Below are 22762 nucleotides of genomic sequence, written 5' to 3'. Positions count from 1 at the left end.
CGCGGGCCTTCCCTCGCGGCGCGCGGGCTCGGACGCCGCGCGCGCACGCGGCGCGCGCGGCGTGCGCAGTGATTTCCGTCTTCTCGTCGCCGCCCGTCGACGCCATGGTGCACGGCGAGGATGAACAGCACCCAGCCGATTCGCGGCCGCCGAGCGCGGCGTCTTGCCCTCGAGATCACCGCGCTGGCGGCGCTGCCGGCCCTGCTCGCGGGCTGCGGGGACCGGCGACCCCCGCCGGGCGGGCCGCTCAGCGACGGCGGGGCCGCCGTCGCGCCGGCGCCCTCCGCCGCGGCGCCCCCCGACGCGGCGCCCCCGGCCGCGCCCTCGGCGACGGCGTCCTCGTTCGCCGCCGCCTCGGCGCACCCGGCCGTGCCCACCGCGGATCCGGGCGCGCCGAGCGACGTGGTCGCGGGCGCGTCGCCGCGGTACGAGGCCGGCCCCTCGGTGATCGCGTCGGACAGCATCGACGGCGCCGCGCTGAGGAAGCGGCACGTCGAGCGCATCAAGGCCGACGGCTCGCCCGTCACCGTGCTTCGCGGAGACGGTCCCTTGGATCTCGGGAGGCGCCTCTGCGAGGCGGTGGTGCCGAGGCGGCCGGCGGCGACGCCCGTCCTGCTCAAGCCGAACCTGTGCGGGTTCGACAGCGTGAAGGATCCGGCCAAATCAGGCGGCGACGACGGCGTGACCGGCCGCATCACGCAGCCGGAGTTCGTGCGCGGCGTCGTCCAGTGCCTCAAGGCGCGGGGGCACACGAAGATCACGATCGCCGAGGGGTGCGGCCACTCGCACAAGTTCTGGAAGGACCTCGCGCAGCGGACCGGCTACGAGGCGATGGCCGCCGAGGAGGGCGCCGCGCTCGTCGCGATGGACGACGACGGCGTCTACGATGTCGCCGGGGACAAGCCAGGAAAGCCCCTCGCCATCCGCGGCATCGAGGCGACGAACGTGCCGACGCTGCTCCTGCCCAAGGTGCTCGCCGAGCACCTCGATCGCGGGCTGTTCCTGTCGCTCCCCCGGATCAAGATGCACCGCTATTCGGTGATCTCCGCCGGCATCAAGGGCATGCAGGGCACGGTGATGCTGTCGGACCACGCGCCGGCCTACAAGCAGAAGTGGCGGATGCACCGGGAGCTCAAGCAGTACCTCGACACGAAGACCGGAAGCCACGAGGACCGCGCGCTGTACCTGTCATCGCTCCGCGCCTTCTCCGAGCGGATGGTCGACGTGCTCGAGATCTCGGCGCCCGACGCGGTGCTCGGCGACGGCGCGCCGGCCATGGGCGGAGACGGCTTCCAGGTCCTGCGCCCCACGGCGGAGAACGTGGCCATCGGCGGGACGAACCCGGTGCGGGTCGACCGGGTCATCGCGGAGTTCCTGGGGGTGTGGAACAGCCCGGCGCTCGCGCGCGAGCTCGGAGGACACCGGACCTCGCCGCTCATCGAGGCGGCGGCGAAGCGCTTCGGGCTGGATCTCGGGGCGACCGCGATCACCGGAGACGGCGCCGAGCTCCTGAAGAGCCCGCGCCCGGTGCACTACAAGGCGATGGCGCCCTTCCGGCTGGACTGGGAGCCTGGCCAGACGCCGCTGCCCGGCGGCCCCGCGAAAGGGCTGGATCCCGCGCCGCCCACCCCGGACAAGGGGATCCAGGGGCGGCCGGGCTTCGAGCCCGGCGGGGCGCCGGCGAAGCCGGAGGTGCACGCGCCGCCGCTGCCGCCCGGGGAGACGATCGCGCTCGACGGGAAGGCGGACGACGCGGCCTGGCGCCGCGCGGGCGCCGCGCGATGGGACACCGATTACGCCGCCGCCGGCACGGGCATCGAGACGCGGGCGCGCTTCCTCTGGTCGAAGGAGGGGCTTTATGTGCTCTTCGAGCTCGCGAGCGCCGGGCTGAACACCGACACGTCGAGGCCTGTCGACAAGGAGCGGAGGTCGCTTTACGAGGAGGACTGCGTCGAGCTCTTCCTGACGCCCGATCCGGCGGCGCCGAGGCGGTATTTCGAGGTGGAGATCGGCCCGTTCGGCCACTTCTTCGATCTCGCGATCGACCGCGACACGCGCCTCGAGGACACGGCGTGGTCGAGCGGCGCGACGATCGCGACGAGCCGGGAAGTGGCCTCGCGAAAGGCCGTGATCGAGGCCCGGCTCACGGCGCCCGGGATCGTGAAGGCGCTCGCGCCGGGGGCGCGGCTGCCGATGAACCTCTATCGCATGGAGGGGAAGAGCCCGCGGCGTTACCTCGCGTGGAGCCCGCCGCGCACGAAGAAGCCGAATTTCCATGTCCCCGAGGCGTTCGGGTGGCTCGTGCTCGATCCGTGATCCGCGATCGGACGCGCAGGACGGCCGCCCCGCGGTAGCGAGGCCTTGCGCCGCCCGCGGGGTGCGCCATCGTCCTCTCGCGCATGCCGATCATCACCGGAATCGTCCCCTCGCCCGACCAGCCAGGCCACGTCGTCATCCTGGTGGACGGGGTCGCCTTCGCCACGGTCCCCGAGGAGAGCGCCGCGGCGTTCGTCGCCGGGCAAAACAGCCCTGACGCCGGGGTCGAGCCGCTGCGGCCGCGCGGTCAGGCCGCGCAGGCCGCGCAGAAGACCTATGACCGGGCGCTCCGGCTCCTGTCCTTCCGGGCGCGGTCGGCCAGCGAGCTCGAAAAGCGCCTCCTCGAGAAGGGCGAGCCCCGCGACCAGGTGACGGCCGCGATCGCCCGCCTCACCGCGAATGGGCTGCTCGACGACGCGCGTTACGCCGAGGCCAGGGCGCGCTCCGGCATCGTGGGCAAGCCGCGCTCGCGCCGGAGGATCGCGCAGGACCTCGCCCGCAAAGGCGTCGCGCGCGACGTGGCCGACGCGGCCATCCGACAGGTGATGGCCGATGAAGGGACGGACGAGGCGGCCGTGGCCGAGCGGGCAGCGCGCAAGAAGCTTCGGTCGCTCGCGCGCCTCGATCCGGCGGAGCAACGGCAGAAGCTCTATGCCTTCCTGGCGCGGCAAGGTTATGCGCCCGACGTGGTGCGGCGGGCGCTCCGCGCGGTGCTCGACGCCGCGACGGATGAGTCCGGTGAATAATGCCCCAGTCCCATCCAGCGCGCGTCGCGCCGCCGCGCCGCCGCGAGGAACACGGGACCTCTGCGCTGGTCGAGCAGCGGGCGACAGGCTACAAGGAGCGATGCCGCTCGACTTGGACGCTCCTTCATCCGATGCCTCGGGCGCCGCGAGCGTCCTCGAGGGCGGAGGCGAGATGGGCGCACGCATGCGCGCGATCAACTGGTCGAGCACGCCGCTCGGGCCGGTCGCGTCGTGGCCCCAGAGCCTCAAGACGTGCGTGCGCATCATCCTGACCTCGCGCCAGGCGATGTTCGTCTGGTGGGGCGACGCGCTCATCAACCTCTACAACGACGCGTACCGGTCGATCGTGGGCGGCAAACACCCCGAGGCGCTGGGCCAGCCCGCGTCCGTCGTCTGGCGCGAGATCTGGGGCCAGGTCGGGCCGCGCGCCGCGTCGGCGATGCGCCGCAACGAGGGCACGTACGACGAGGCGCTCCTGCTCATCATGGAGCGGCACGGGTACAAGGAGGAGACGTATTACACGTTCTCCTACAGCCCCGTTCCGAACGATCAGGGCGGGACGGGCGGGATCCTCTGCGCCAACACCGACGACACGCAGCGCATCATCGGCGAGCGGCAGCTCGTGCTCCTGCGCGATCTCGCGGCGCGCACCGCGGAGGCGCGCTCGTGGGAGGACGTGTGCGCGCGCAGCGCCCTCTCGCTCGCGACGAGCACGAAGGATCTCCCGTTCGCGCTCCTCTACGTCCTCGACGCGGACAGGCGCCGCATGAAGCTCGCGGAGGCGGTGGGGATCGAGCGCGGGCACGCCGCCGCCCCGGAGGTGGTCGCGATCGACGACGAGTCCCCCTGGCCGCTCGCCGAGGTGGTGCGCGCGCACGAGGCCTTCCGCGTCGTCGATCTCGCGCCGTGGCTGGGCGCGCTGCCGACGGGCGCCTGGCAGGAGCCCCCGGCGCGGGCCGCGGTGCTCTCGATCGCCCCCGCGGGCGAGACGGGGCGCGCCGGGGTCCTGATCGTCGGGCTGAACCCGTTCCGCCTCGTCGACGACAGCTACCGCGGGTTCCTGGGGCTCGTCGCCGGCCAGATCGCGGCGAGCATCGCCAACGCGCAGGCGTACGAGGAAGAGAAGCGGCGGGCGGAGGTGCTCGCCGAGCTCGATCGCGCGAAGACCACGTTCTTCAGCAACGTGAGCCACGAGTTCCGGACGCCCCTCACGCTGATGCTGGGGCCGCTCGAGGACGCGCTCGCGTCGGCGGAGCGGAGCCTGTCGGGCGCGGATCTCGAGACCGCGCACCGCAACGCGATCCGCCTGCTCAAGCTGGTCAACGCGCTGCTCGACTTCTCGCGCATCGAGGCGGGCCGGGCCCAGGCGTCCTACGAGCTGACCGACCTCGCGGCGCTCACCGCGGATCTCGCGAGCGCCTTCCGCTCCGCCGTCGAGCGCGCCGGGCTCGCCTTCGAGGTCGACTGCCCGCCGCTGCAGGAGCCCACCTACGTCGATCGCGACATGTGGGAGAAGATCGTGCTCAACCTCCTCTCGAACGCGCTCAAGTTCACGTTCGAGGGGTCGATCGCGGTCGCGCTCCGCGCCCGCGACGATCGCGTCGAGCTCACCGTGCGCGACACGGGGACGGGCATCCCGGAGAGCGAGCTGCCGCACCTGTTCAAGCGGTTCCACCGCGTGCAGGGCGCGCGGTCCCGCACGCACGAGGGATCGGGCATCGGGCTCGCGCTCGTCCACGAGCTCGTCCGGCTGCACGGCGGGACCATCCAGGTCGCGAGCGAGGTGTCCAAGGGGACGGCGTTCACGGTCTCCTTTCCTCGCGGGAGCGCGCACCTCCCGCCGGAGCGCGTGAACGCCCGCCGGGCGCTCGTCTCGACGACCACGGGCGCGGCGCCGTACGTGCAGGAGGCGCTCCGCTGGCTGCCCGGGGCGCAGGCCGGCGAGGACGCCGCGCCCGCGGCCCTCGCCGCGCCCGGACCGCCCGCGGCGCCCGATCTCGCGGCCGGTCCGCCCGCGCGCATCCTGCTGGCGGACGACAACGCCGACATGCGCGAGTACGTCGGGCGGGTGCTGCGCGAGCGCTGGACGGTCGAGGCCGTGGCCGACGGCGCCGCGGCGCTCTCGGCCGCGCGGCGGAGCCCGCCGGATCTCGTGCTCACCGACGTGATGATGCCGAACCTCGACGGCTTCGGCCTGCTCCGCGCGCTCCGCGAGGATCCGGGGACGCAGCGCGTCCCGATCATCATGCTCTCCGCGCGCGCGGGCGAGGAGTCGCGCGTCGAGGGCCTGGAGGCGGGCGCGGACGACTACCTCCCGAAGCCGTTCTCCGCGCGCGAGCTCGTCGCCCGCGTCGCGACGCACCTCCAGATCGCGCGCCTGCGCGCGGCGGCCGAGCGCGAGCGCGCGAAGCTGTACGACCTGTTCATGCAGGCGCCGGTCCCGATCGCGGTGTTCGTCGGCCCCGAGCACCTCTACGAGGTCGCGAACCCGCCGTACTGCGAGATGGTCGGCCGGCCGGAGATCGCCGGGAAGACCGTGCGCGAGGTGTTCCCCGAGCTCGGCGAGCACGAGGTGATCGCGACGCTGGACCGGGTGCTCCGGAGCGGCGAGCCGCTGCGGGTGTTCGAGCTGAACGTGCCGATCCTGCGCGGGGGCGTCGCGAGCGACGCCTTCTTCAACTACGTCGCGCAGCCGATCCGCGGCCCGTCGGGCGCCGTCACCGGCGTCATGGTGGTCGCCTTCGAGGTCACCGACCAGGTCCTCGCGCGGCGGCGCGTGGAGGAGCTCATGGCGGCCCTCGCGAAGACCAACGAGGAGCTCGACCGGTTCGCCTTCGTCGCCTCCCACGATCTCAAGGCCCCGCTCCGCGGGATCGCGAACCTGTCGGAGTGGATCGAGGAGTCGCTGGAAGGGAAGATGGATGAAGAGACGCAGCAGCACATGCAGCTCCTGCGCGGGCGCGTGCGCCGCCTCGAGACGTTGATCAACGGGATCCTCGACTACTCGCGCGCGGGCCGCCAGCGCGACAGGGTCACGGACATCGACGTCGGCCGGCTGCTCGCCGAGGTCGTCGAGCTGCTCGCCCCCGGCCCCGAGGCCCAGATCGAGATCGGGCCCGGGATGCCGACGCTGGTCGCCGAGCGCGTCCCGCTGCAGCAGGTGTTTCAGAACCTCATCGGCAACGCCCTGAAGCACGCGCGCCGCGCCGACCCGCGCGTGGAGGTGTCGTGCAGGGAAGCCGGGGAGTTCTACGAGTTCGCCGTGAAGGACAACGGGCCCGGGATCGCGCCCGAGTACCACGAGCAGATCTGGGGCCTGTTCCAGACCCTCGAGTCGCGCGACAAGGTGGAAGGGACCGGCATCGGGCTCTCCGTCGTGAAGAAGGTCGTGCAGAGCCGCGGCGGGAGCGTGCGGGTCGAGTCGCAGCCCGGCGCGGGCGCGACGTTCTTCTTCAGCTGGCCGATGCGTGCGAAGGAGGGGGCGTGAGTGCGCGGACGTGCCCGTGAGGACGCACACGCCCGGACACCTTCCCCCCGAACAGCGAGAGCCGTTATTTTCTCCTTGGCTTGAAGCCGCGCTGTCCTCATACTCGCGATCTAGCGGATAGGGTGCCAGTACACTCGCTCGACGCACAGAGCTAGAGGCGGAGGGCGTGCTTCGCCCGACAGCGACATCGACAGGGCAGGACGCGCCGTAGCCAGGGGGAGGCCGGGCCTCGACGCCCCTCTCGGACATCACGCTCGGCTCGGAGCGCGGCGGGATCGCGGGGGAAGCGCCTCTCCGCCGCCACGGCGAGGGTCCGGGGCGTGATGCGTCGCGCCCTGCCCGACAATGCGGCTCGCGGACAGGCTTCATCACCTCAGGAGGGATCATGATCAGAGAGCTCGCTCGTATCACCCGTTTGCTGGCGTTTCCCCTCACCGCGGCCGCGCTGTCCGCGGCCGGCCTGGCCGGCTGCAGCGTCGCCGGGCCTGACGAGGCGCAGGCCGAGGAGGACGGGGCCGTCAGGAACGTGCAGATCAGCGCCGAGAGCGTCGCGCGCCTGTCGCCTGGTGAGCGGCTCTCCGTCGACCTGCGCGCGCGCGAGGTGATGTACCACGTCGCGTTCGAGGGCCTCGACCTCGAGCGCGTCGATCTCGACTTCGGCGAGCAGGGGAAGGCGCAGATGGCAGCGGCGATGGCGCCGCTGTTCTCGCACCCGTACAGCCCGCTGGGGGCGCAGGACGGGCGCTTCCGGATCACGGCGGATCCCTCGAACTTCGCCGAGCTCACCGCGGACGACATCGCGGCCCTGGAGGTGGAGCGGATGATCGCGCGGGAGCACCGGAGCGGCGCGCCCAAGGCGCAGCCGCAGTCGTTGCCGGACGAGTGCGTCGAGCAGACCATCTATTTCTACGTGGACATCGTCGTGGGCGAGACGGTGCAGTCGGTCCTGTGCGAGCACACGATCCTCGTCTGCGACGGTTCGACGTGTGATGTGCACACGTACGGCGGCCACGAGTACCTGTTCTGCGACGGCCAGCAGTCGTGGAACGACGCGCGGGCGAGCTGCGCGAGCGAGGGCAAGAGCCTGGTCGCGATCAACGACGCGGAGGAGGAGGCGTGGGTCTACGGGCTCGCGAGCGCGCTCTCGACGCAGAAGTGGTGGATCGGGCTGAACGACAGGGGGGCCGAGGGCAACTTCGTGTGGGACAGCGGGGAGCCTGTCGGGTACACGAACTGGTACGCGGGGGAGCCGAACGACGTCGGGAGCGGCGAGGACTGCGCGCAGCTCAACCGGTTCTATCCGGAGCTCGGGTGGAACGACGAGCCGTGTTCGCTGCACCTGCGGTATATCTGCGAGTCGGACTGACGGTCAGGGCGGGGCGCTGAGCGCGGAGCGCGGAGCGCGACGGGGCGAGAGCGAGGGAGGGCGTTCCGAGCGGAGCGCGCCGTGGGGTGGGTCTGCGCTCGCCGACGTGGCGCGGGTGGGCGCTGGCCAATCGGCAAGACTGGGGCGGGAGAGCTTGCGCATAAGACACCGCCCGGCATGTCTCGCTTCGGGCCACGCCGGCTGGGACGTTATGGTGCGCGCCACACAAGGCGCGCCTGAGGCGTGGAGCCCGCTGGGAGCTTATGGCACCTCGCTCGGTGCTGGGCGCGCCCACCCGCGCCACGTCGGCGAGCGCAGACCCACCCCACGGCGCTTCGGGAAGGGCGTTGACGCTGAGGCGGAGGCGGTCGATCGTGGGGGCATGAGCGAGGCGGTGGAGGCGTGGCTGCGGGGGTTCGTGAACAGCAACGGGGGGGTCGCCGGAAGCGTCCACCTCGTCGGCGAAGGCGGGCTCGAGCTGGCGGCGGCGATGAACATTCCGGAGAAGGTGCAGGAGATCACGCGCAGGGTGCCGCGAGGGAAAGGCATGGCCGGGCTCGCTTGGGAACGGGGGGAGCCGGTGCAGACATGCAACCTGCAGACGGATAAGTCCGGGGACGTGCGGCCAGGGGCCAAGGCCGTCGCGGCACAAGGGGCGGTGGCGCTGCCGGTGCGCGGGGCGTCGGGGGACGTGCGCGCGGTGGTGGGGATCGCGTTCGCCGAGGAACGCGAGCTGAGCAAAGAAGAGCTCGGACGGCTGGCCGAAGGCGCGGACTCGCTCCCTCAACGCGGATAGGCAGGCACGCCCGGCATCCCCGGGGGAGGCTGTACATTTCCGGCGGTGATGGAGACGTTCGCCCCGCGGGCCAGGCCGAGCGTCACCCGGGCTCCCGAAGGAACCGTGGAGAGCGCGTGGTAGAGATACCCCATCTTTCCCCGGACATTGTGTCCGTCGACGGACACGATGACGTCGCCCACCCGGAGGCCGGCAGCGGCGGCGGGGCCGGCTGAGCGCACCTCGCTCACCTCGAAGGTCATCTCGACGATGTCGACCATGAAGTCCGATCCCCACTTGATCGAGTAGCCGAGATCGCCGGGCGGGTCCCCTGGCCTGAGCCGGCGCTTCGGCAGGGCGATCCGGCCCACGTCCGTCGAGCCGCCCGCCTGCACGTCGAACGGGATCGCCGCGCCGTCATAGGGGGAATTCATCGGATCGGACGGCATGAGAATGACGGCGACGCGACCGGACGCGACACCGCTCACCTCGAAGCGACCCGACGCGTCGGTGAGGTTGTCCTCCATGGCACCGGGCGGGAGCATCGATCCCGGCGCGCGATTCACGATTCGGACGTTCACCCCGACGACGGGCGCACCGTCGTCGAGCGACACGACCTGCCCCCTCACCGCGGCCAGCGGCGCGAGCGCGAGCACCACGCCGCGCCGATGCTCCCCGGGGCCGAGCGGGACCTCCGCCGCCGCCGTCCCCTCCTGCGCTGCGGTCGAGACCGTGTACTTCCCCTCCGGGAGATCGCCGATCGTGAAGGCACCCTCCGTGAAGACGAAGGTCTCGGACCGGAAGAACATCGACGCGCGGTCGATCACACGGACGGTGAACCTGTCGGGGACCTTCCCGCCCGGCACGGTGAGCGTGCCGGAGATCGCGCCGGCCGGCTGCAATGCGAGCGTCACGGTGTCGCCGGTCTTGACGTGCTCGGCGATGCCGTCGCCGCCCCCCTTCCGGTAGGCGCGGACCGTGTACACGCCCTCGCGGAGGCCCCCAAGGACGAACCTGCCCTCGGGATCGGTGAGCACCGGTGATTGCGAGAACGCACCCGACCTCGCCATGTGCACGGCGCTCGCGCCCGGCGGGGCCGGGCCCCCCGACTCCGGCACGGCGTGGACGAAGGCGTCCGTCACGGGCTCGCCGACCTCGTCGACGACGCGACCCTGGATCTCCCCTCTGCGGCGCTCCACGACCAGCGCGACGCGCGCGCTCTCGCCCGCCTTCACGGTCGCGGAGACCACCTGAGACCCGCCGGCGAGCGGATCTGCTCCCGGCGGCGGCGGCGGCGGCGGCATGTCGTTCTCGCGGGCCCAGACGCGGTACTCGCCCGGCGGGAGGCCCTTCATCACGAAGCTCCCATCCTCGCGCGACACCGCCGCGTTCATGCGCGGCGGGGCCGGGCCCATGTGCAGCGGGTCCGCGTCCATGGGCGGCGGGCTCGCGATCATGACGTGCACGCCCTCGACCGGCTTCCGGTCCGCGTCGGTGACGGTCCCCTCGATCGCGCCGCCGCGGTCGGCCACGATCGTCACCTCGGGGGCGTGCTCGTCGCGGAGCTCGACCTCGACCGGCTCGGGCTGGACGTGGTCGATCGGCTCCGCAACGATCATGTACTTCGCCGGCAAGAGCCCCTGGAGCACGAAGCTCCCGTCAGGCTCGTTCGACGCGAACGCGCCGGTGGCCCCGCTCCGCCCCATCATCTCCGGCGCATGCGCGTGGACGTTCGCGCGGACCGGCCCGCCGTCGCGGTCCACGACCCGGCCCCGGATCGTCAGCCCGGCGCGCACCGTCCACACGAGGCCCTCGACGTCCACGTCCCCCACCACCACGGGCGGGTAACTCGGCTCCACCACCTGGTTCGCGCACGCCACGCGCACCTGGTAGGTGCCAGGGAGCACCCCGTCGAACCGCACCGCGCCGTCGGCCTCGATGGGAACGCCCATCGCCCCTCTGGGCGCCGTGTCCATGAGGCCGACGTTGCCGCTCTTGCACGGCGCGCCGTCCGGCGCGATCTCCACGCGACCCGTCACGGTGCGCGCGGGGTGGACCTCGACGACCACCTCGCTCGAGGTCTGGCCCACGCCGAGGACCACGCTCTCGCGCGCCTGACCGAACCTGCCGGGCGCGCGGGCAAGGATCCTGTAACGCCCCGGCGGGAGCCGATCGACGCGGAAGCGGCCCTCGGCGTCGCTGTGGGCGGCGGCGGCGCCGGGCATCTCCCCCCACCCCTCGTCGTTTTCGAGGGAGATCGTCGCTCCCTCGACCGGGGCCCCGGTCCCCGCCTCCAGGACCCGACCCGCGAGCACCGACGCCGGGGTCAAGAGGAGCTTGAGCGCCGGCCCCGGGGCAACCCCGTCCTTGAAGCCCGCCGAATACCCGTCGGCTTCGGCGCGCGCCATGTACGGCCCCTCGTCGACCCACGCCGCATAGGAGCCCTGCGCGTCGGACCTGGCCACCACGACGTCGCCCGGCCCGAACCGGCTGATCATGACCAGCGCGCCCGAGATGGCCCCTCCGCCGATGTCCTCGACCTGCCCCTTCACCTCCACCCCGCCGGGCGCCAGCGTCAGATCGACGCCGGTGCGCGCCTCGCCGGCGCCGAGATCGAGGAAGGGAGCACGGAAGGCGTCGGGAGTAACGTAGTGCGCCGGCCTGTGCCCCGGCGCCGAGGCGCTGATGCTCCAGCGTGCCGGCTGCAGGCCGGAGAGTGTATATCGGCCGTCCTGAGCGGCCGGCGCGCACACCGGCTCGCGCGCCCCCGTCATCGACAGCACGTGCGACTCGACGGTGGCGCACACCACGGCGCCGGCGACCGGCGCGCCCGCGAGCCCCACGACGCGCCCCGCGGCGCTCCCGGGCTGGCGCGGCTGCGACGCCGGGGCGCGCCCGCGCGCGCCGGGCCCCGCCGGCGCCGCGCTCGCCGGCGCAGCGTCAGAGCCGGCCGCGGGTGCCCCGGCGGGACGGCGCCGCATGGACCAGACGAGGAGCGCCGACAGGGCGAGCCCGAGCACGACGAACGTCCACGCCTGCTTGAACCACGGTCGCTTCATGACACGTCCCTCCGCTCCCTCGCGCGACGGCCGCCAGGATAAGGAGACCCCCACCGCCCCCGAAGCGGCGAGCACGCCGCCGTCGCGCCAGCGCTTCCTTCATCAGCCCTCGCGTTGGCCGGCTGGATCGCCGACGGCACGAGCGCGCTGCCCGCGTGGGACGTTCTCCAGGCTCGTCGCACTGCCACTCGACGGCGCCCGGGGCGTTTCGATGCAAGGTACGACGCAGGAGGCGGCCCTTGTCTTTGGCCGCGCCGATGCGAGGATGGGCGCCGTTCCCATGGAGACGAACGGCAGGCGCGCGACGGAAGAAACACCCGCCCATGAGCCCGGACCGGGCGACCGGCCGCACGTCCGCCTGGAGGACCTCGTGCGCGGCGCTCCACAGGCTCCCTCGGACGAGCGCGCGACGGTCGAGCCCGGCGCGGGTGCCGGCGCGGACGAGCCCCTCACCGCCAGGCTCGCCCGCCGCACCGTACCCGGCGCGCTCTACGAGCCCGGGCCCGAGCCAGGGTATCTCCGGTGCACCGCGTGCGCCCACCGCTGCGTGCTCTCGCCGGGGCGCGCGGGCGCGTGCGGGATCCGCTTCGAGAAGGACGGCGAGCTGCGCGTCCCGTTCGGGTATGTCGCTCGCCATTACGTGCGCTCGGTCGAGACGAATACGATCTTCCATGTCCGCCCAGGCGCGAAGTCGCTCACCTTCGGCATGTTCGGGTGCGACCTCCGCTGCCCTTACTGCCAGAACTGGAAGGTGTCCCAGGCGCTGCGCGAGCCGGAGACCGGGGGCGAGCCGATCGACCTCAGCGCCGAGGCGCTCGTCGAGATGGCCGTCCAGGCGGGCTGCGAGGTGCTCGCCAGCGCCTACAACGAGCCGATGATCACGGCCGAGTGGGCCCGGGCGATCTTCACGGAGGCGCGGCGGAGGGGGCTCGTGACGGCGCTCATCTCGGACGGCAACACGACGCCGGAGGCGCTCGTGTACATGCGCCCGGTCGCGGACGTGTTCCGCGTCGATCTCAAGGGGTGGAGCGCCGAGCAGTACCGGGCGCTCGGCGGCCGCGTGGAGCCCGTGCTCGCCGCGATCGGCGAGGCCCGGCGGCTCGGTTACTGGGTCGAGGTCGTGACGCTCGTCGTGCCAGGCTTCAACGACGACCCGGCCGGCCTCCGCGCCCTCGGCGCCGAGATCGCCAGGGTCGACCCCGACATCCCCTGGCACCTCAACGCCTTCTACCCGCGCTACAAGATGCGCGACCGCCAGGCCACCGACCCGGCCTTCCTCATGGACGTCGCCGGCGTCGCGTACGCGCGCGGCATGAAATACGTCTACGTCAGCAACATGGCCGACCGCCTGCGCGAGCTCTCCCATACCCGCTGCCCGGGCTGTTACGAGGTCGTGGTGCGGCGCTTCAATTACGAGACGCAGGAGGTCCTGCTCACCGGCGGCGCCTGCCCCGCGTGCGGCACGCGTGTGCCTGGCCTGTGGAAGCCGACAGCGGCGTAACCCTCCCCCGATCAGGCGTCTCGCCGCTGTCCAGCGCGGAGTCCAAACGCCCGCAGCGCATTGCCGGGATATTTCTCGGTGGGCCCGGGGTCAGCAGGTCAACACGGCTGGGCCGCTCGCCGCGCTAGCCGGCCGCACGGGCTATCCGAATGGCCGGCCAGGCCGGCCAACCCGGCCAGCTCGACTGACCACCTCGAGGGCGAAAATTCGCGGAGGAGCTGCACGCGCCGGAGTCGCGCGTGGTAGCCTGAGCGCATGTCGTCGCCGTCCGAATGTCTCGCTCATATCCTTGCGGAGGGCCGATTCCACGCGATTCGCTCGCTGGGCGAAGAGTGCGCGGCGGAGCTCCACACCCACGCGAAGGAGAGGTATCTCGCGCTGGAGGCGACGATACCCCGGTTCCGGCGCAGCATGAACCGCCGGATCTTCGAGCTCGGCCCGCCCGTGCTCGCGATCTACCAGGCGCTCCACCACGACCTCGGCGTGGACCGGGAGCCGGCCCTGCGCCTCGCCGAGGAGATGCTGCACGCCTTCCACCACAAGCAGCTGCACCGGAGCCCGCTCCACGGCATCGCCATGGACATGATGTTCCGCCTGAAGCCCGCGCGGAACCTGCTGATGAGGGGCCTGTTCGCCGAGGAGCCGGACGGCTTCCGCTTCGAGCAGGCCGACGACGCCGGCGCGCTGATGGCGTTCGACGTGCGCGCGTGCCCGCTCGTGAGCTTCGCCCGGCGGCACGGCGCGCCGGAGATCGTCGCGATGATCTGCCGGCTGGACGACCTCGAGGCGAGCGCGCGCCGCGGGGTCGAGCTGCGCCGCACCGGCACGCTCGGCACGGGCGCCGAGCGGTGCGACTTCCGGTACGTGGCGGCGAAGAAGTAGCGCCCTCCTCCCCGGAGCCCGCCCGTCCCAGCGCGACGCAGCGCGAACCGAGGGCGCACGTTCCGTCCCGTCACCAGCGCTCGCCCCGAGCCGCGGCGCGTGAGGCAGCACACGCGAGCTCCGCCGGCGACGCGCGTTTCATGATCTCAAGACAGAGCGCTCATGGTATCGGTGAAGACTCGCCCATTCACAGATTCACCGTCGCCCCCTGACATCGCTTATTCAAGGAGGCCCCATGAGAACACCTGTCGCTCCGCGAAGGGTGGCCGCTGGACTTTTGTTCGCCGTGACGTCCGCTGCTTCCCTTGCCGCCAGCGCGCCCGCGCTGGCCAGCTCTTCCTATACGCTCTTCGAGAGCGGGCAGGTGCGCCCGCTCGCGCTCTCCCCCAGCGGGGACCTGCTCTTCGCGCTCAACACGCCCGACAGCCGCCTCGAGGTCTTCCGCGTGCACGAGGGCGGCTTGATCCACAGGAGCTCGATCCCTGTCGGGCTCGAGCCCGTCGCCGTCGCGGCGCGGAGCGAGACCGAGGTGTGGGTCGTCAATCACCTGTCCGACAGCGTGAGCGTCGTCGAGCTCTCGCCCGGCGGGTTCGGCGGGCACGTCGAGCGCACGTTGCTCGTCGGCGACGAGCCGCGGGACATCGTGTTCGCCGGTCCCGCGAGGCGGCGCGCGTTCATCACGGCCGCGCACCGCGGCCAGAACAACCCGAACGATCCCGAGCTCACCACGCCGGGCGTGGGCCGGGCCGACGTCTGGGTGTTCGACGCGAACCACCTGGGCGCGTCGCTCGGCGGCGCGCCGCTCACCGTCCTCACCCTGTTCACGGACACGCCCCGCGCGCTCGCGGCCACGCCCGACGGCGCCCGCGTCTACGCCGCCGGCTTCCACTCGGGCAACCAGACCACCGTCGTCACCGAGCTGCTCGTGCCCGACGGGGGCGAGGCGAACGGCGGCACGCCGGGCCCGACCACGAACGCGGAGGGCGCCCCGGCGCCGGAGGTCAGCCTCATCGTCAAGTTCGACGGCGAGCACTGGGTCGACGAGCTGGGCCGGTCGTGGGACGAGCAGGTGAGGCTCTCGCTGCCGGACAAGGACGTGTTCGCGATCGACGCGATGAGGAACCCGCCGCGGCCCGTGGCCGGCGCTTCAGGCTACTTCACCGGCGTCGGGACGATCCTCTTCAACATGGTCGTCAACCCGGTGAGCGGGAAGGTCTACGTCTCCAACACCGACGCGAGGAACGAGCAGCGGTTCGAGGGCCCCGGCGTCTTCGCCGGGCAGAGCCTCCGGGGCCACCTCCACGAGAGCCGCGTCACGGTGCTCGGCGCGGGCGGCGTCGCCCCGCGGCACCTCAACAAACACATCGATTACTCGGTCTGCTGCGCCCCGACGCCGAACGCGGAGAGCGAGAAGAGCCTGGCCCAGCCGACCGACATGGCCGTCTCGAGCGACGGCGCGACGCTCTACGTGGCCGCGCTCGGCTCGAGCAAGATCGGCGTGTTCAGCACGGCCGCGCTCGAGAATGACACCTTCGTGCCCGACGCGGCCGACCACATCGAGGTGAGCGGCGGCGGCCCGACGGGGCTCGCGCTCGACGAGGCGCGGGGCCAGCTCTACGTGCTCACCCGCTTCGACAACGCGATCTCGGTCATCGACCTCGCGACGGGGGCCGAGGCGGCCCACGTGCCCATGTACAACCCCGAGCCGCCGAGCGTCACGATCGGGCGGCGCCACCTCTACGACGCGCGGTCGAGCTCCGCGCACGGCGACTCCTCGTGCGCGAGCTGCCACATCTTCGGCGATTTCGACAGCCTGGGGTGGGACCTCGGCAATCCGGACGAGGTGGTCACGACGAACCCGGGCCCGTTCGTCGGCCCGCTGCTCAACCTCTTCACGCAGCAGCCGATGCCGCGGGAGTTCCACCCGATGAAGGGCCCGACCACGACCCAGAGCCTGCGGGGCATGGCGAACCACGGCCCCATGCACTGGCGCGGGGACCGCACCGGCGGCAACGACGCGCCGACGGCCCAGCCGGACAGCGGCTCGTTCGACGAGCGCGCCGCGTTCAGGAAGTTCCAGGCCGGCTTCACCGACCTCCTCGGCCGGAGCGGCCCGATCCCCGCCGCCGACATGGAGGCGTTCACGGACTTCATCCTGCAGGTGACCTATCCGCCCAACCCGATCCGCAGCCTGGACAACGCGCTCACGCCGGATCAGCAGGCCGGGCGCGACACCTTCTTCAGCGGCAACCTGGACGGGACCGCCATCTGCAACGGCTGCCACGTGCTCGACCCGGGCGCGAACCCCGGCGCCGACAAGCCCGGCTTCTTCGGCGCGAACGGCAACATGACGTTCGATTTCCAGCCGCAGCTCATCAAGACGCCGCACCTCAGGAACCTGTACCAGAAGGTCGGGATGTTCGGGATGGCAGCCCCGATGTTCGGCATCCTGCCGGGCGACAACGACCCCAAGGGAGATCAGGTGAGGGGCTTCGGGTTCCTGCACGACGGGAGCTTCGACACGCTGTTCCGGTTCTTCCGCGGGATGGGGTTCTCGCCGTTCACCGGCTTCACGAACCAGTTCGGCACCTTCCCCGACAACCCGGCGGGCCTGCCGGACTCGCCGGCGGGCGACGTGGTCCGGCGGCAGCTCGAGGCGTTCCTGCTCGCGTTCGACTCGAACGTGGCGCCGATCGTCGGCCAGCAGATCACGCTCCGCGGCGGCAATGCGGCCGTGGTGGGGCCGCGCGTCGATCTCCTGATCGCGCGGGCCGACGCGGGGGAGTGTGATCTCGTGGCCAAGAGCCACCTGCTCTTTCACGAGATCGGCTTCCTCTACACCGGCGCAGGGCACTTCGCCGTGGATCGGACGGGGCTGCCGCCGCTCCCGGACGCCGCGCTCCGGCAGATCGCGGTCGCGACGGGGCGCGCGCTCACCTACACGTGCGCGCCGCCGGGGTCGGGCTACCGCGTCGGCATCGACCGCGACGAGGACGGCTTCCTCGACGGCGACGAGCGCAGCGCCGGCAGCGATCCGGCGGACCCCGCCGACACGCCCTGACCGCCGCCGCGCGCAGGCGGCGGCCGGCGCCCCGGGGACATCACGGCTGCGGGGCGCCGTCGCGAGGAGCGCAGTCCGGGTCGGCGGGGGCCACACACGCGAGCGCGCAGATGCCGTCGGCCCCGCAGCGGCGATCGGCGCAGTCGGGGTCGACGAGATCGGGGCCGACGTCACACGACACGTCGCAGAGGCCGTCGGCGCGGCACGGGTTGTCCGCCTCGAACTCGTCGATCGTGGGCTGGATGAACTCGGCGATCTGGCGCTCGTCGGTGCGCGCCTGCACGCCGTCGAGGGTGCAGGGGTCGTCGCCGAACGAGGTCACGCCGGCGTGCCGCTCGACGCCCCAGCGCGCGAGGAACGCCGGGCCTCCGGAGTCGCCGCTGCAGGTGTTCATGGAGGGGACCTGGTAATAGAACTGCGTCGCGTCGATGGATCCCGGCGTCCCGCCGACCGTGGCGGGGCCGATCGCGAGGATGGGAAACGTCGCGACGCGGCGCGTGCCGAACCCCGTCCCTGCGACGCCGTCCGAGACCCCGTAGCCGACGAAGGTGTACGCCGGGCCGACGTACCAGCCGTTGTTCTCCATCCTCTCGCGCAGGAGCGGCGCGGGCTGCACGGGCGCGTCGCTCTCGAGCTTCAGGAGGGCGAGGTCGTTCTCGAGCGTGGACGGGTCGAAGCCGGGGTGCAGCTTCGACGTCTCGATCCGCACGCTCTCGGAGCGGCGCCCGAGCCTCGTGCCGAAAAAGACCCGCGTGAGGTTGCCGTGGCAATGGCCCGCGGTGATCACGGTGCGCCGCGAGATGACCGTCCCGGTGCAGAAGGCGCGGCTCTTGTTGCCGACGCCCACGACGTAGGCGTGCGCTGTGTCCACGGCGCCGCCGACGATCGGTTGCCGGGACGTGAGAAGCGGCTGCTCGCCGCCGTCTCCGGGCGGCGTATCCGCGCAGCCGATCCCGCGGAGGCACAGGGTCGCGATCAGGAGAGCCTTCTTCATACTGTCACCTTTCCGCCGAGGAGGGATGTCCAGGGCGACGCGGTCGCGAGGGCGCGCCGGGCTGACATCGCTCGATGCCGCGCGGGTGCGCGGGGCTTTAACAAGCGCGGTGCCAGCGGCGTGCTCGGCAGCGCGCGAGCCGCCGATGCGCGGGCGGAGGTCCTGGAGAGCGGCGCGCGAGCGGGAGAATGTCGCTGTTCGGGAGGCGGGCGCCATCCTCTGGCCGCAACCGACGCTCACGGCGTCGAGAGGCGGCGTCGAGCCGACCGCGGCGCGTGAGGTCGGGCCGAAAGGCGCCGAGGTCGCGCCGCCAGGTGCCGCGCGACCGAGCTGCGTCAGCTCGGCCGGGTCAGGTCAGCTCGGCGCCCCGCGCGCTCATGGTGGCGATGTAGACCCGGTTGAGCTCACGGCACGCGGGCTCGTGGACGCCGATCGCGACCTCGATCCCGGCGCGCTGCAAGATGGCCACGCCCTTCCCGCTGACGAGCGGGTTCGGGTCGATCATGCCGATCACCACGCGCCGGACGCCGGCGCGGAGGAGCGCGTCGGTGCACGGCGGCGTCCGGCCATGGTGGCAGCACGGCTCGAGGTTGACGTAAAGCGTGGCGCCCTCGGCGCTGCCGGTCAGCTTGCAGAGCGCGTCGACCTCGGCGTGGGCCAGCCCGGCGCGCTCGTGAAAACCCTCGGCCAGGAGCTCCTCGCCGCGCACGATCACCGCACCCACCATCGGGTTCGGCGCGGTGCGCCCCGCCGAGCGGGCCGCAAGCTCGAGGCAGCGCTCCATCCAGCGTAGGTCTACGTCGCTCATGCCGGCCTCGGGGCGCGGCGGTCCAGGGAAGGGCGGCGAGGCGAGCTCGCCGCGGTGTCACACAGCGTCACCCCGCCAGTATAACGGATGCCGGCCGCCGCAGCGCGCCGGAGCGGAGCCCCCCACCCACGCCGCGCCTCGGCGGGTTTCCTCCACCTCGGCGGGTTTCCTCCACCTCCGTTCTGCTTCACACTCCGCCGGCGTGCGCCGGCGCCCCCGGCCCGCGCAGCCGGCCAGTGCCGGCCTCCACCGGCCGCTTCCAGCATCCGGCATCCGCCTCCTCCCGCGACCACGTGCCCCACGCCGTCATCACCTCCCCGAGCGCCGCCGCCCGCCTCGACCGGGCCCTGGGCTGGCTGCGCCGCCGGCGCCCCGCCGAGCCCGTGCTGCTCGTCGGCGCCTCGGTCGAGGCCGTCAGCGAGCTCGCCCGCGCGGCGCTCCGCGGCCGGCGCGCCGCCTTCGGCTGGCACCGGCTCACCCTCGGGCGCCTCGCCGCCGCGCTCGCGATGCCGGCGCTCGCCGCGCGCGGCCTCGTCCCGGCCGGCGCGCTCGCCATCGAGGCCCTCTGCGCGCGCGCGCTCGACGACCTCGCGCAGGACGGGAAGCTCGGGCGGTTCGCCCGCGTCGCGGATAGACCCGGGCTGCCGCGGGCCATGGCGCGCACGCTGGACGAGGTGCGGCTCGCCGGGGTCGAGCCCGACGCGCTCAAGCCGGCCGACCTCGACCACATCGCCCGCGCCTTCGACGCCGCGCTCGACGAAGCGGGGCTCGCCGACCGCGCGCTCGTCCTGCGCCTCGCCGCCGAGCGCGCCCGGGCCGACGGGAACGGCGACCCGCGCGCCAGGCACCCGCTGCTCGGGCTGCCGATGCTCCTGCTCGACCTGCCGGTGCGGTTCGAGCTGGAGCGCGAGCTGCTCGAGGCCGTCGCCGCGCGCTCGCCCGACGCGCTCGCGACCGTGCCCGCCGGCGATGACGCATCGCGTCATCACCTCGAGGCGGCGCTCCGGTCGCCGGCGCGGCGGGTGGCGCTCACGGCGGTCTCGGCGGCGCACGACGGCGCCGGCGCCGGGGACGCCGCCGGCGACGGCGCGGGCGACGACGAGCAGGGCGAGCCGCCGCCGGCCGCGCCCAGCACGTCGCTGGCGCGGCTCCAGGAGCACCTGTTCGATCCGCTCGCCGACGAGGCCCCTGGGCTCGGCGACGAGGTCGAGATCCTCTCCGCGCCCGGCGAGAGCCGCGAGTGCGTGGAGATCGCGCGGATCGCGCTGCGCGAGGCCGGCCGCGGCGTGCCGTTCGAGCGGATGGCGATCCTCCTGCGCGCGCCGGAGCAGTACCGGGCGCACCTGGTCGAGGCGCTGCGCCGGGCCGGGATCCCCGCGTATTTCGCGCAGGGCTCGGTCCAGCCCGACCCGGCGGGTCGCGCGCTGCTCGCGCTGCTCGCGTGCGCGGCCGAGCACCTGTCCGCGTCGCGCTTCGCCGAGTACCTCTCGCTCGGGCAGGTGCCCGACGCGACCCCCGCCGGCGAGCCGCCGCCGGCGGCCTCCGAGCCCGACCGGTGGGTGCCGCCGGACGACGACCTCTTCCCCGAGCTCCTGCGCGGCGAGCTCGACGATCTCGCGCCGGCGCGGGTCGACGACGACGGGCCGGCCGAGGACGACGCGCCGCTGGGCTACGCCGCGCACGCCGGCAACGGCGCCCCCGCCGGCAACGGCGCGCCCGCCGGCCCCGACGCACCGGTGCAGGACGGCACCCTGCGCGCGCCGCGGCGCTGGGAGCGGATCCTCGTCGACGCCGCGGTGATCGGCGGGCTCGATCGGTGGGAGGCGCGGCTCTCCGGCTTCGAGCGGGAGCTCCGGCAGGAGCTCGCGCGCGCCTCGGAGGAGCGGGACGCTGCGCGCCTCACGCGGGCGCTCGCGGACCTCGCCGCGCTCCGCGGGTTCGTGCTGCCGCTGCTCGCGGCGCTGCCGAGCCCGGGCGAGCGCGCGACCTGGGGGCAGTGGCGCGACCGGCTCTCGGCGCTCGCGACGCGCGCGCTCCGGCGGCCCGAGCGGGTGCTCGCCGTGCTCGCGGAGCTCGCGCCGATGGCCGACGTCGGGCCCGTGGACCTCGGCGAGGTGCGCCTCTGCCTCTCGCACCGGCTCACGAACCTCGTGCTGCCGCCGGCCGCCCGCCGCGACGGGCACCTCTTCGTGGCCCCGATCGAGGCCGCCCGCGGCCGCTCGTTCGACGTGGTCTTCGTGCCCGGGCTCGCCGAGCGCATCTTCCCGCAGAAGGTCACCGAGGACCCGATCCTCCGCGACGCCCTCCGCCGGGCGATCTCGGGCGGTGCCTCGCGCCTCGACACGAGCGACGACCGGGTGGCGCGCGAGCGCCTCGCGCTGCGGCTCGCCGTCGGCGCGGCCCGGCGCAGGCTCGTCGTGTCGTACCCGCGCGTCGACATGGACCAGTCGCGGCCGCGCGTGCCGTCGTTCTACGGGCTCGAGCTCTTGCGCGCCGCCGAGGGGCGGCTCCCCGGCTTCGGCGAGCTCGAGCGCCGCGCCGAGCAGGGCGGCGCCTCGCGCATCGGCTGGCCCGCGCCCGCGCACCCCGAGGACGCCATCGACGCGGCCGAGCACGACCTCGCGCTCCTCGAGACGTTGTTCAGCCTGCCCGAGGAGCGGACCGTCGGCACGGCGCGTTACCTGCTCAGCGCGAACCCGCACCTCGCGCGGGCGCTCCGGTTCCGGGCGCGGCGCTGGATCCCGGGCTGGACGAGCGCCGATGGGCTGTTCAAGCCGCTCCCGGAGGCGCGCGAGGCGCTCGCGAAGCACACGTTCGCGCGCCGCTCGTTCTCGCCGACGGCGCTCCAGCACTTCGCCGCGTGCCCGTACCGGTTCTTCCTCTACGCCGTGCACCGGCTCGCCCCGCGCCGCGCGCCGGAGGCGATCGAGGAGCTCGATCCGCTCCAGCGCGGCCGGCTCGTGCACGACGTGCTCTACGAGGTCCTGGTCGCCCTGCGCGACGCGGGCAAGCTGCCCGTGAGCGTGTCCACGCTCGACGAGGCGCGGGCCGAGCTCGACCGGGCGCTCGACCGCGTGGCCGCGCGTTACGCGGACGAGCTCGCGCCCGCGATCCAGCGGGTCTGGGACGACGGCATCGCGTCGGTGCGGGCCGACCTGCGGGAGTGGCTGCGGCGCGCCGCGGAGGACCGCGACTGGGAGCCGATCCATTTCGAGCTGTCGTTCGGGCTGCCGCGCCGCTTCGCGCGCGACCCGGGCAGCTCGGACCAGCCGGTGGAGCTCGACTGCGGCGTGAAGCTCCGCGGCTCCATCGACCTGGTCGAGCGGAGCGTGTGGGGCGCGATGCGCGCGACCGACTACAAGACGGGCAAGGCGCGGGCGCCGCGCGACGCGGTCGTGAGCGGCGGCGGGACGCTGCAGCCCGTGCTCTACGCGCTCGCGCTGGAGAAGCTCATGCCGCCGGGGACGCAGGTCGAGTCGGGGCGTCTCTATTACTGCACCTCGGCCGGCGGGTTCACGGAGGTGCCGATTTACCTGGACGCCCGGGCGCGCGAGGCCGCCGCGCAGGTGGCGGGGGTCATCGGCGACGCGATCGACAAGGCGGCGCTCCTGCCGCTGCCGGCCGAGGGCGCGTGTGCGCAGTGCGATTATCGGCCGGTGTGCGGGCCCTACGAGGAGCTCCGGACGGGGAAGATCAAGCGGCGCGACATCGAGCCGCGCAGAAGGCTGGAGCAGCTCCGCAGGCTGGCGTGAGGGAGGGAGTCGCGG

Annotated in this window: 12 protein-coding genes; 9 read left to right on the top strand and 3 right to left on the bottom strand. The window is 73.3% G+C overall.

Features of this window, described 5'->3' with window-relative positions; translation table 11 throughout:
* Positions 1-120: 120 nt before the first annotated feature.
* From WMF43_RS02225 to WMF43_RS02205, 5 genes are all read left to right on the top strand, one after another.
* A complete protein-coding gene (locus WMF43_RS02225) occupies positions 121-2316 on the top strand; it encodes a DUF362 domain-containing protein (protein WP_437677157.1) in 2196 nt (731 codons plus the stop codon).
* 83 nt (positions 2317-2399) lie between these two features.
* Complete coding sequence (locus WMF43_RS02220) at positions 2400-3062, top strand: regulatory protein RecX (protein ID WP_437677155.1); 663 nt, start codon at positions 2400-2402, stop codon at positions 3060-3062.
* A gap of 100 nt (positions 3063-3162) precedes the next feature.
* Positions 3163-6549 (top strand): ATP-binding protein, encoded by a 3387-nt coding sequence (locus WMF43_RS02215; RefSeq protein WP_437677153.1) that lies wholly within the window; start codon positions 3163-3165, stop codon positions 6547-6549.
* Between the two features lie 385 nt (positions 6550-6934).
* Positions 6935-7915 (top strand): C-type lectin domain-containing protein, encoded by a 981-nt coding sequence (locus WMF43_RS02210; protein ID WP_437677151.1) that lies wholly within the window; start codon positions 6935-6937, stop codon positions 7913-7915.
* 382 nt (positions 7916-8297) lie between these two features.
* Complete coding sequence (locus WMF43_RS02205) at positions 8298-8711, top strand: GAF domain-containing protein (protein WP_437677149.1); 414 nt, start codon at positions 8298-8300, stop codon at positions 8709-8711.
* On the opposite strand, the gene WMF43_RS02200 is transcribed toward WMF43_RS02205, so the two are convergent.
* The gene (locus WMF43_RS02200) at positions 8699-11749 is read right to left on the bottom strand and encodes a carboxypeptidase regulatory-like domain-containing protein (RefSeq protein WP_437677148.1); all 3051 of its coding nucleotides are present in this window, start codon (positions 11747-11749) and stop codon (positions 8699-8701) included. The two genes, WMF43_RS02205 and WMF43_RS02200, sit on opposite strands and share 13 nt — an antisense overlap.
* A 280-nt stretch (positions 11750-12029) precedes the next feature.
* Here WMF43_RS02200 and WMF43_RS02195 point away from each other — a divergent pair, with 280 nt between their 5' ends.
* From WMF43_RS02195 to WMF43_RS02185, 3 genes are all read left to right on the top strand, one after another.
* Entirely contained in the window at positions 12030-13250 is a 1221-nt protein-coding gene (locus WMF43_RS02195) for a radical SAM protein (protein WP_437677146.1), read from the top strand.
* A gap of 255 nt (positions 13251-13505) precedes the next feature.
* The gene (locus tag WMF43_RS02190; protein ID WP_437677144.1) at positions 13506-14132 is read left to right on the top strand and encodes an L-2-amino-thiazoline-4-carboxylic acid hydrolase; all 627 of its coding nucleotides are present in this window, start codon (positions 13506-13508) and stop codon (positions 14130-14132) included.
* Positions 14133-14367: 235 nt separating this feature from the next.
* Positions 14368-17193 (top strand): hypothetical protein, encoded by a 2826-nt coding sequence (locus WMF43_RS02185; RefSeq protein WP_437677143.1) that lies wholly within the window; start codon positions 14368-14370, stop codon positions 17191-17193.
* Between the two features lie 40 nt (positions 17194-17233).
* Here WMF43_RS02185 and WMF43_RS02180 read toward each other — a convergent pair whose 3' ends face one another.
* On the bottom strand, positions 17234-18187 hold the full coding sequence (locus tag WMF43_RS02180; protein ID WP_437677141.1) for a S1 family peptidase: 954 nt from the start codon (positions 18185-18187) through the stop codon (positions 17234-17236).
* A gap of 349 nt (positions 18188-18536) precedes the next feature.
* The gene (ribD, locus tag WMF43_RS02175) at positions 18537-18995 is read right to left on the bottom strand and encodes a bifunctional diaminohydroxyphosphoribosylaminopyrimidine deaminase/5-amino-6-(5-phosphoribosylamino)uracil reductase RibD (RefSeq protein WP_437677139.1); all 459 of its coding nucleotides are present in this window, start codon (positions 18993-18995) and stop codon (positions 18537-18539) included.
* 293 nt (positions 18996-19288) lie between these two features.
* Between ribD and WMF43_RS02170 the strand changes: the two genes are divergently transcribed.
* Positions 19289-22747 carry a PD-(D/E)XK nuclease family protein gene (locus WMF43_RS02170; protein ID WP_437677137.1) on the top strand — a complete coding sequence of 1153 codons (3459 nt, stop codon included), beginning with the start codon at positions 19289-19291 and terminating at the stop codon, positions 22745-22747.
* The last annotated feature ends 15 nt before the right edge of the window (positions 22748-22762 follow it).

This window comes from Sorangium sp. So ce131 (assembly GCF_051519095.1).
Lineage (GTDB): Bacteria > Myxococcota_A > Polyangia > Polyangiales > Polyangiaceae > Sorangium.
This window is presented reverse-complemented; position numbering and strand designations above follow the sequence as displayed.

Excerpts from the sequence above, each read along its gene's own strand:
- WMF43_RS02200 (WP_437677148.1), bottom strand. The coding sequence starts at position 11,749 with ATGAAGCGACCGTGGTTCAAGCAGGCGTGGACGTTCGTCGTGCTCGGG.
- WMF43_RS02225 (WP_437677157.1), top strand. The coding sequence starts at position 121 with ATGAACAGCACCCAGCCGATTCGCGGCCGCCGAGCGCGGCGTCTTGCC.
- WMF43_RS02185 (WP_437677143.1), top strand. The coding sequence starts at position 14,368 with ATGAGAACACCTGTCGCTCCGCGAAGGGTGGCCGCTGGACTTTTGTTC.
- WMF43_RS02195 (WP_437677146.1), top strand. The coding sequence starts at position 12,030 with ATGGAGACGAACGGCAGGCGCGCGACGGAAGAAACACCCGCCCATGAG.
- WMF43_RS02190 (WP_437677144.1), top strand. The coding sequence starts at position 13,506 with ATGTCGTCGCCGTCCGAATGTCTCGCTCATATCCTTGCGGAGGGCCGA.
- WMF43_RS02215 (WP_437677153.1), top strand. The coding sequence starts at position 3,163 with ATGCCGCTCGACTTGGACGCTCCTTCATCCGATGCCTCGGGCGCCGCG.
- WMF43_RS02220 (WP_437677155.1), top strand. The coding sequence starts at position 2,400 with ATGCCGATCATCACCGGAATCGTCCCCTCGCCCGACCAGCCAGGCCAC.
- WMF43_RS02210 (WP_437677151.1), top strand. The coding sequence starts at position 6,935 with ATGATCAGAGAGCTCGCTCGTATCACCCGTTTGCTGGCGTTTCCCCTC.
- WMF43_RS02205 (WP_437677149.1), top strand. The coding sequence starts at position 8,298 with ATGAGCGAGGCGGTGGAGGCGTGGCTGCGGGGGTTCGTGAACAGCAAC.
- WMF43_RS02180 (WP_437677141.1), bottom strand. The coding sequence starts at position 18,187 with ATGAAGAAGGCTCTCCTGATCGCGACCCTGTGCCTCCGCGGGATCGGC.
- ribD (WP_437677139.1), bottom strand. The coding sequence starts at position 18,995 with ATGAGCGACGTAGACCTACGCTGGATGGAGCGCTGCCTCGAGCTTGCG.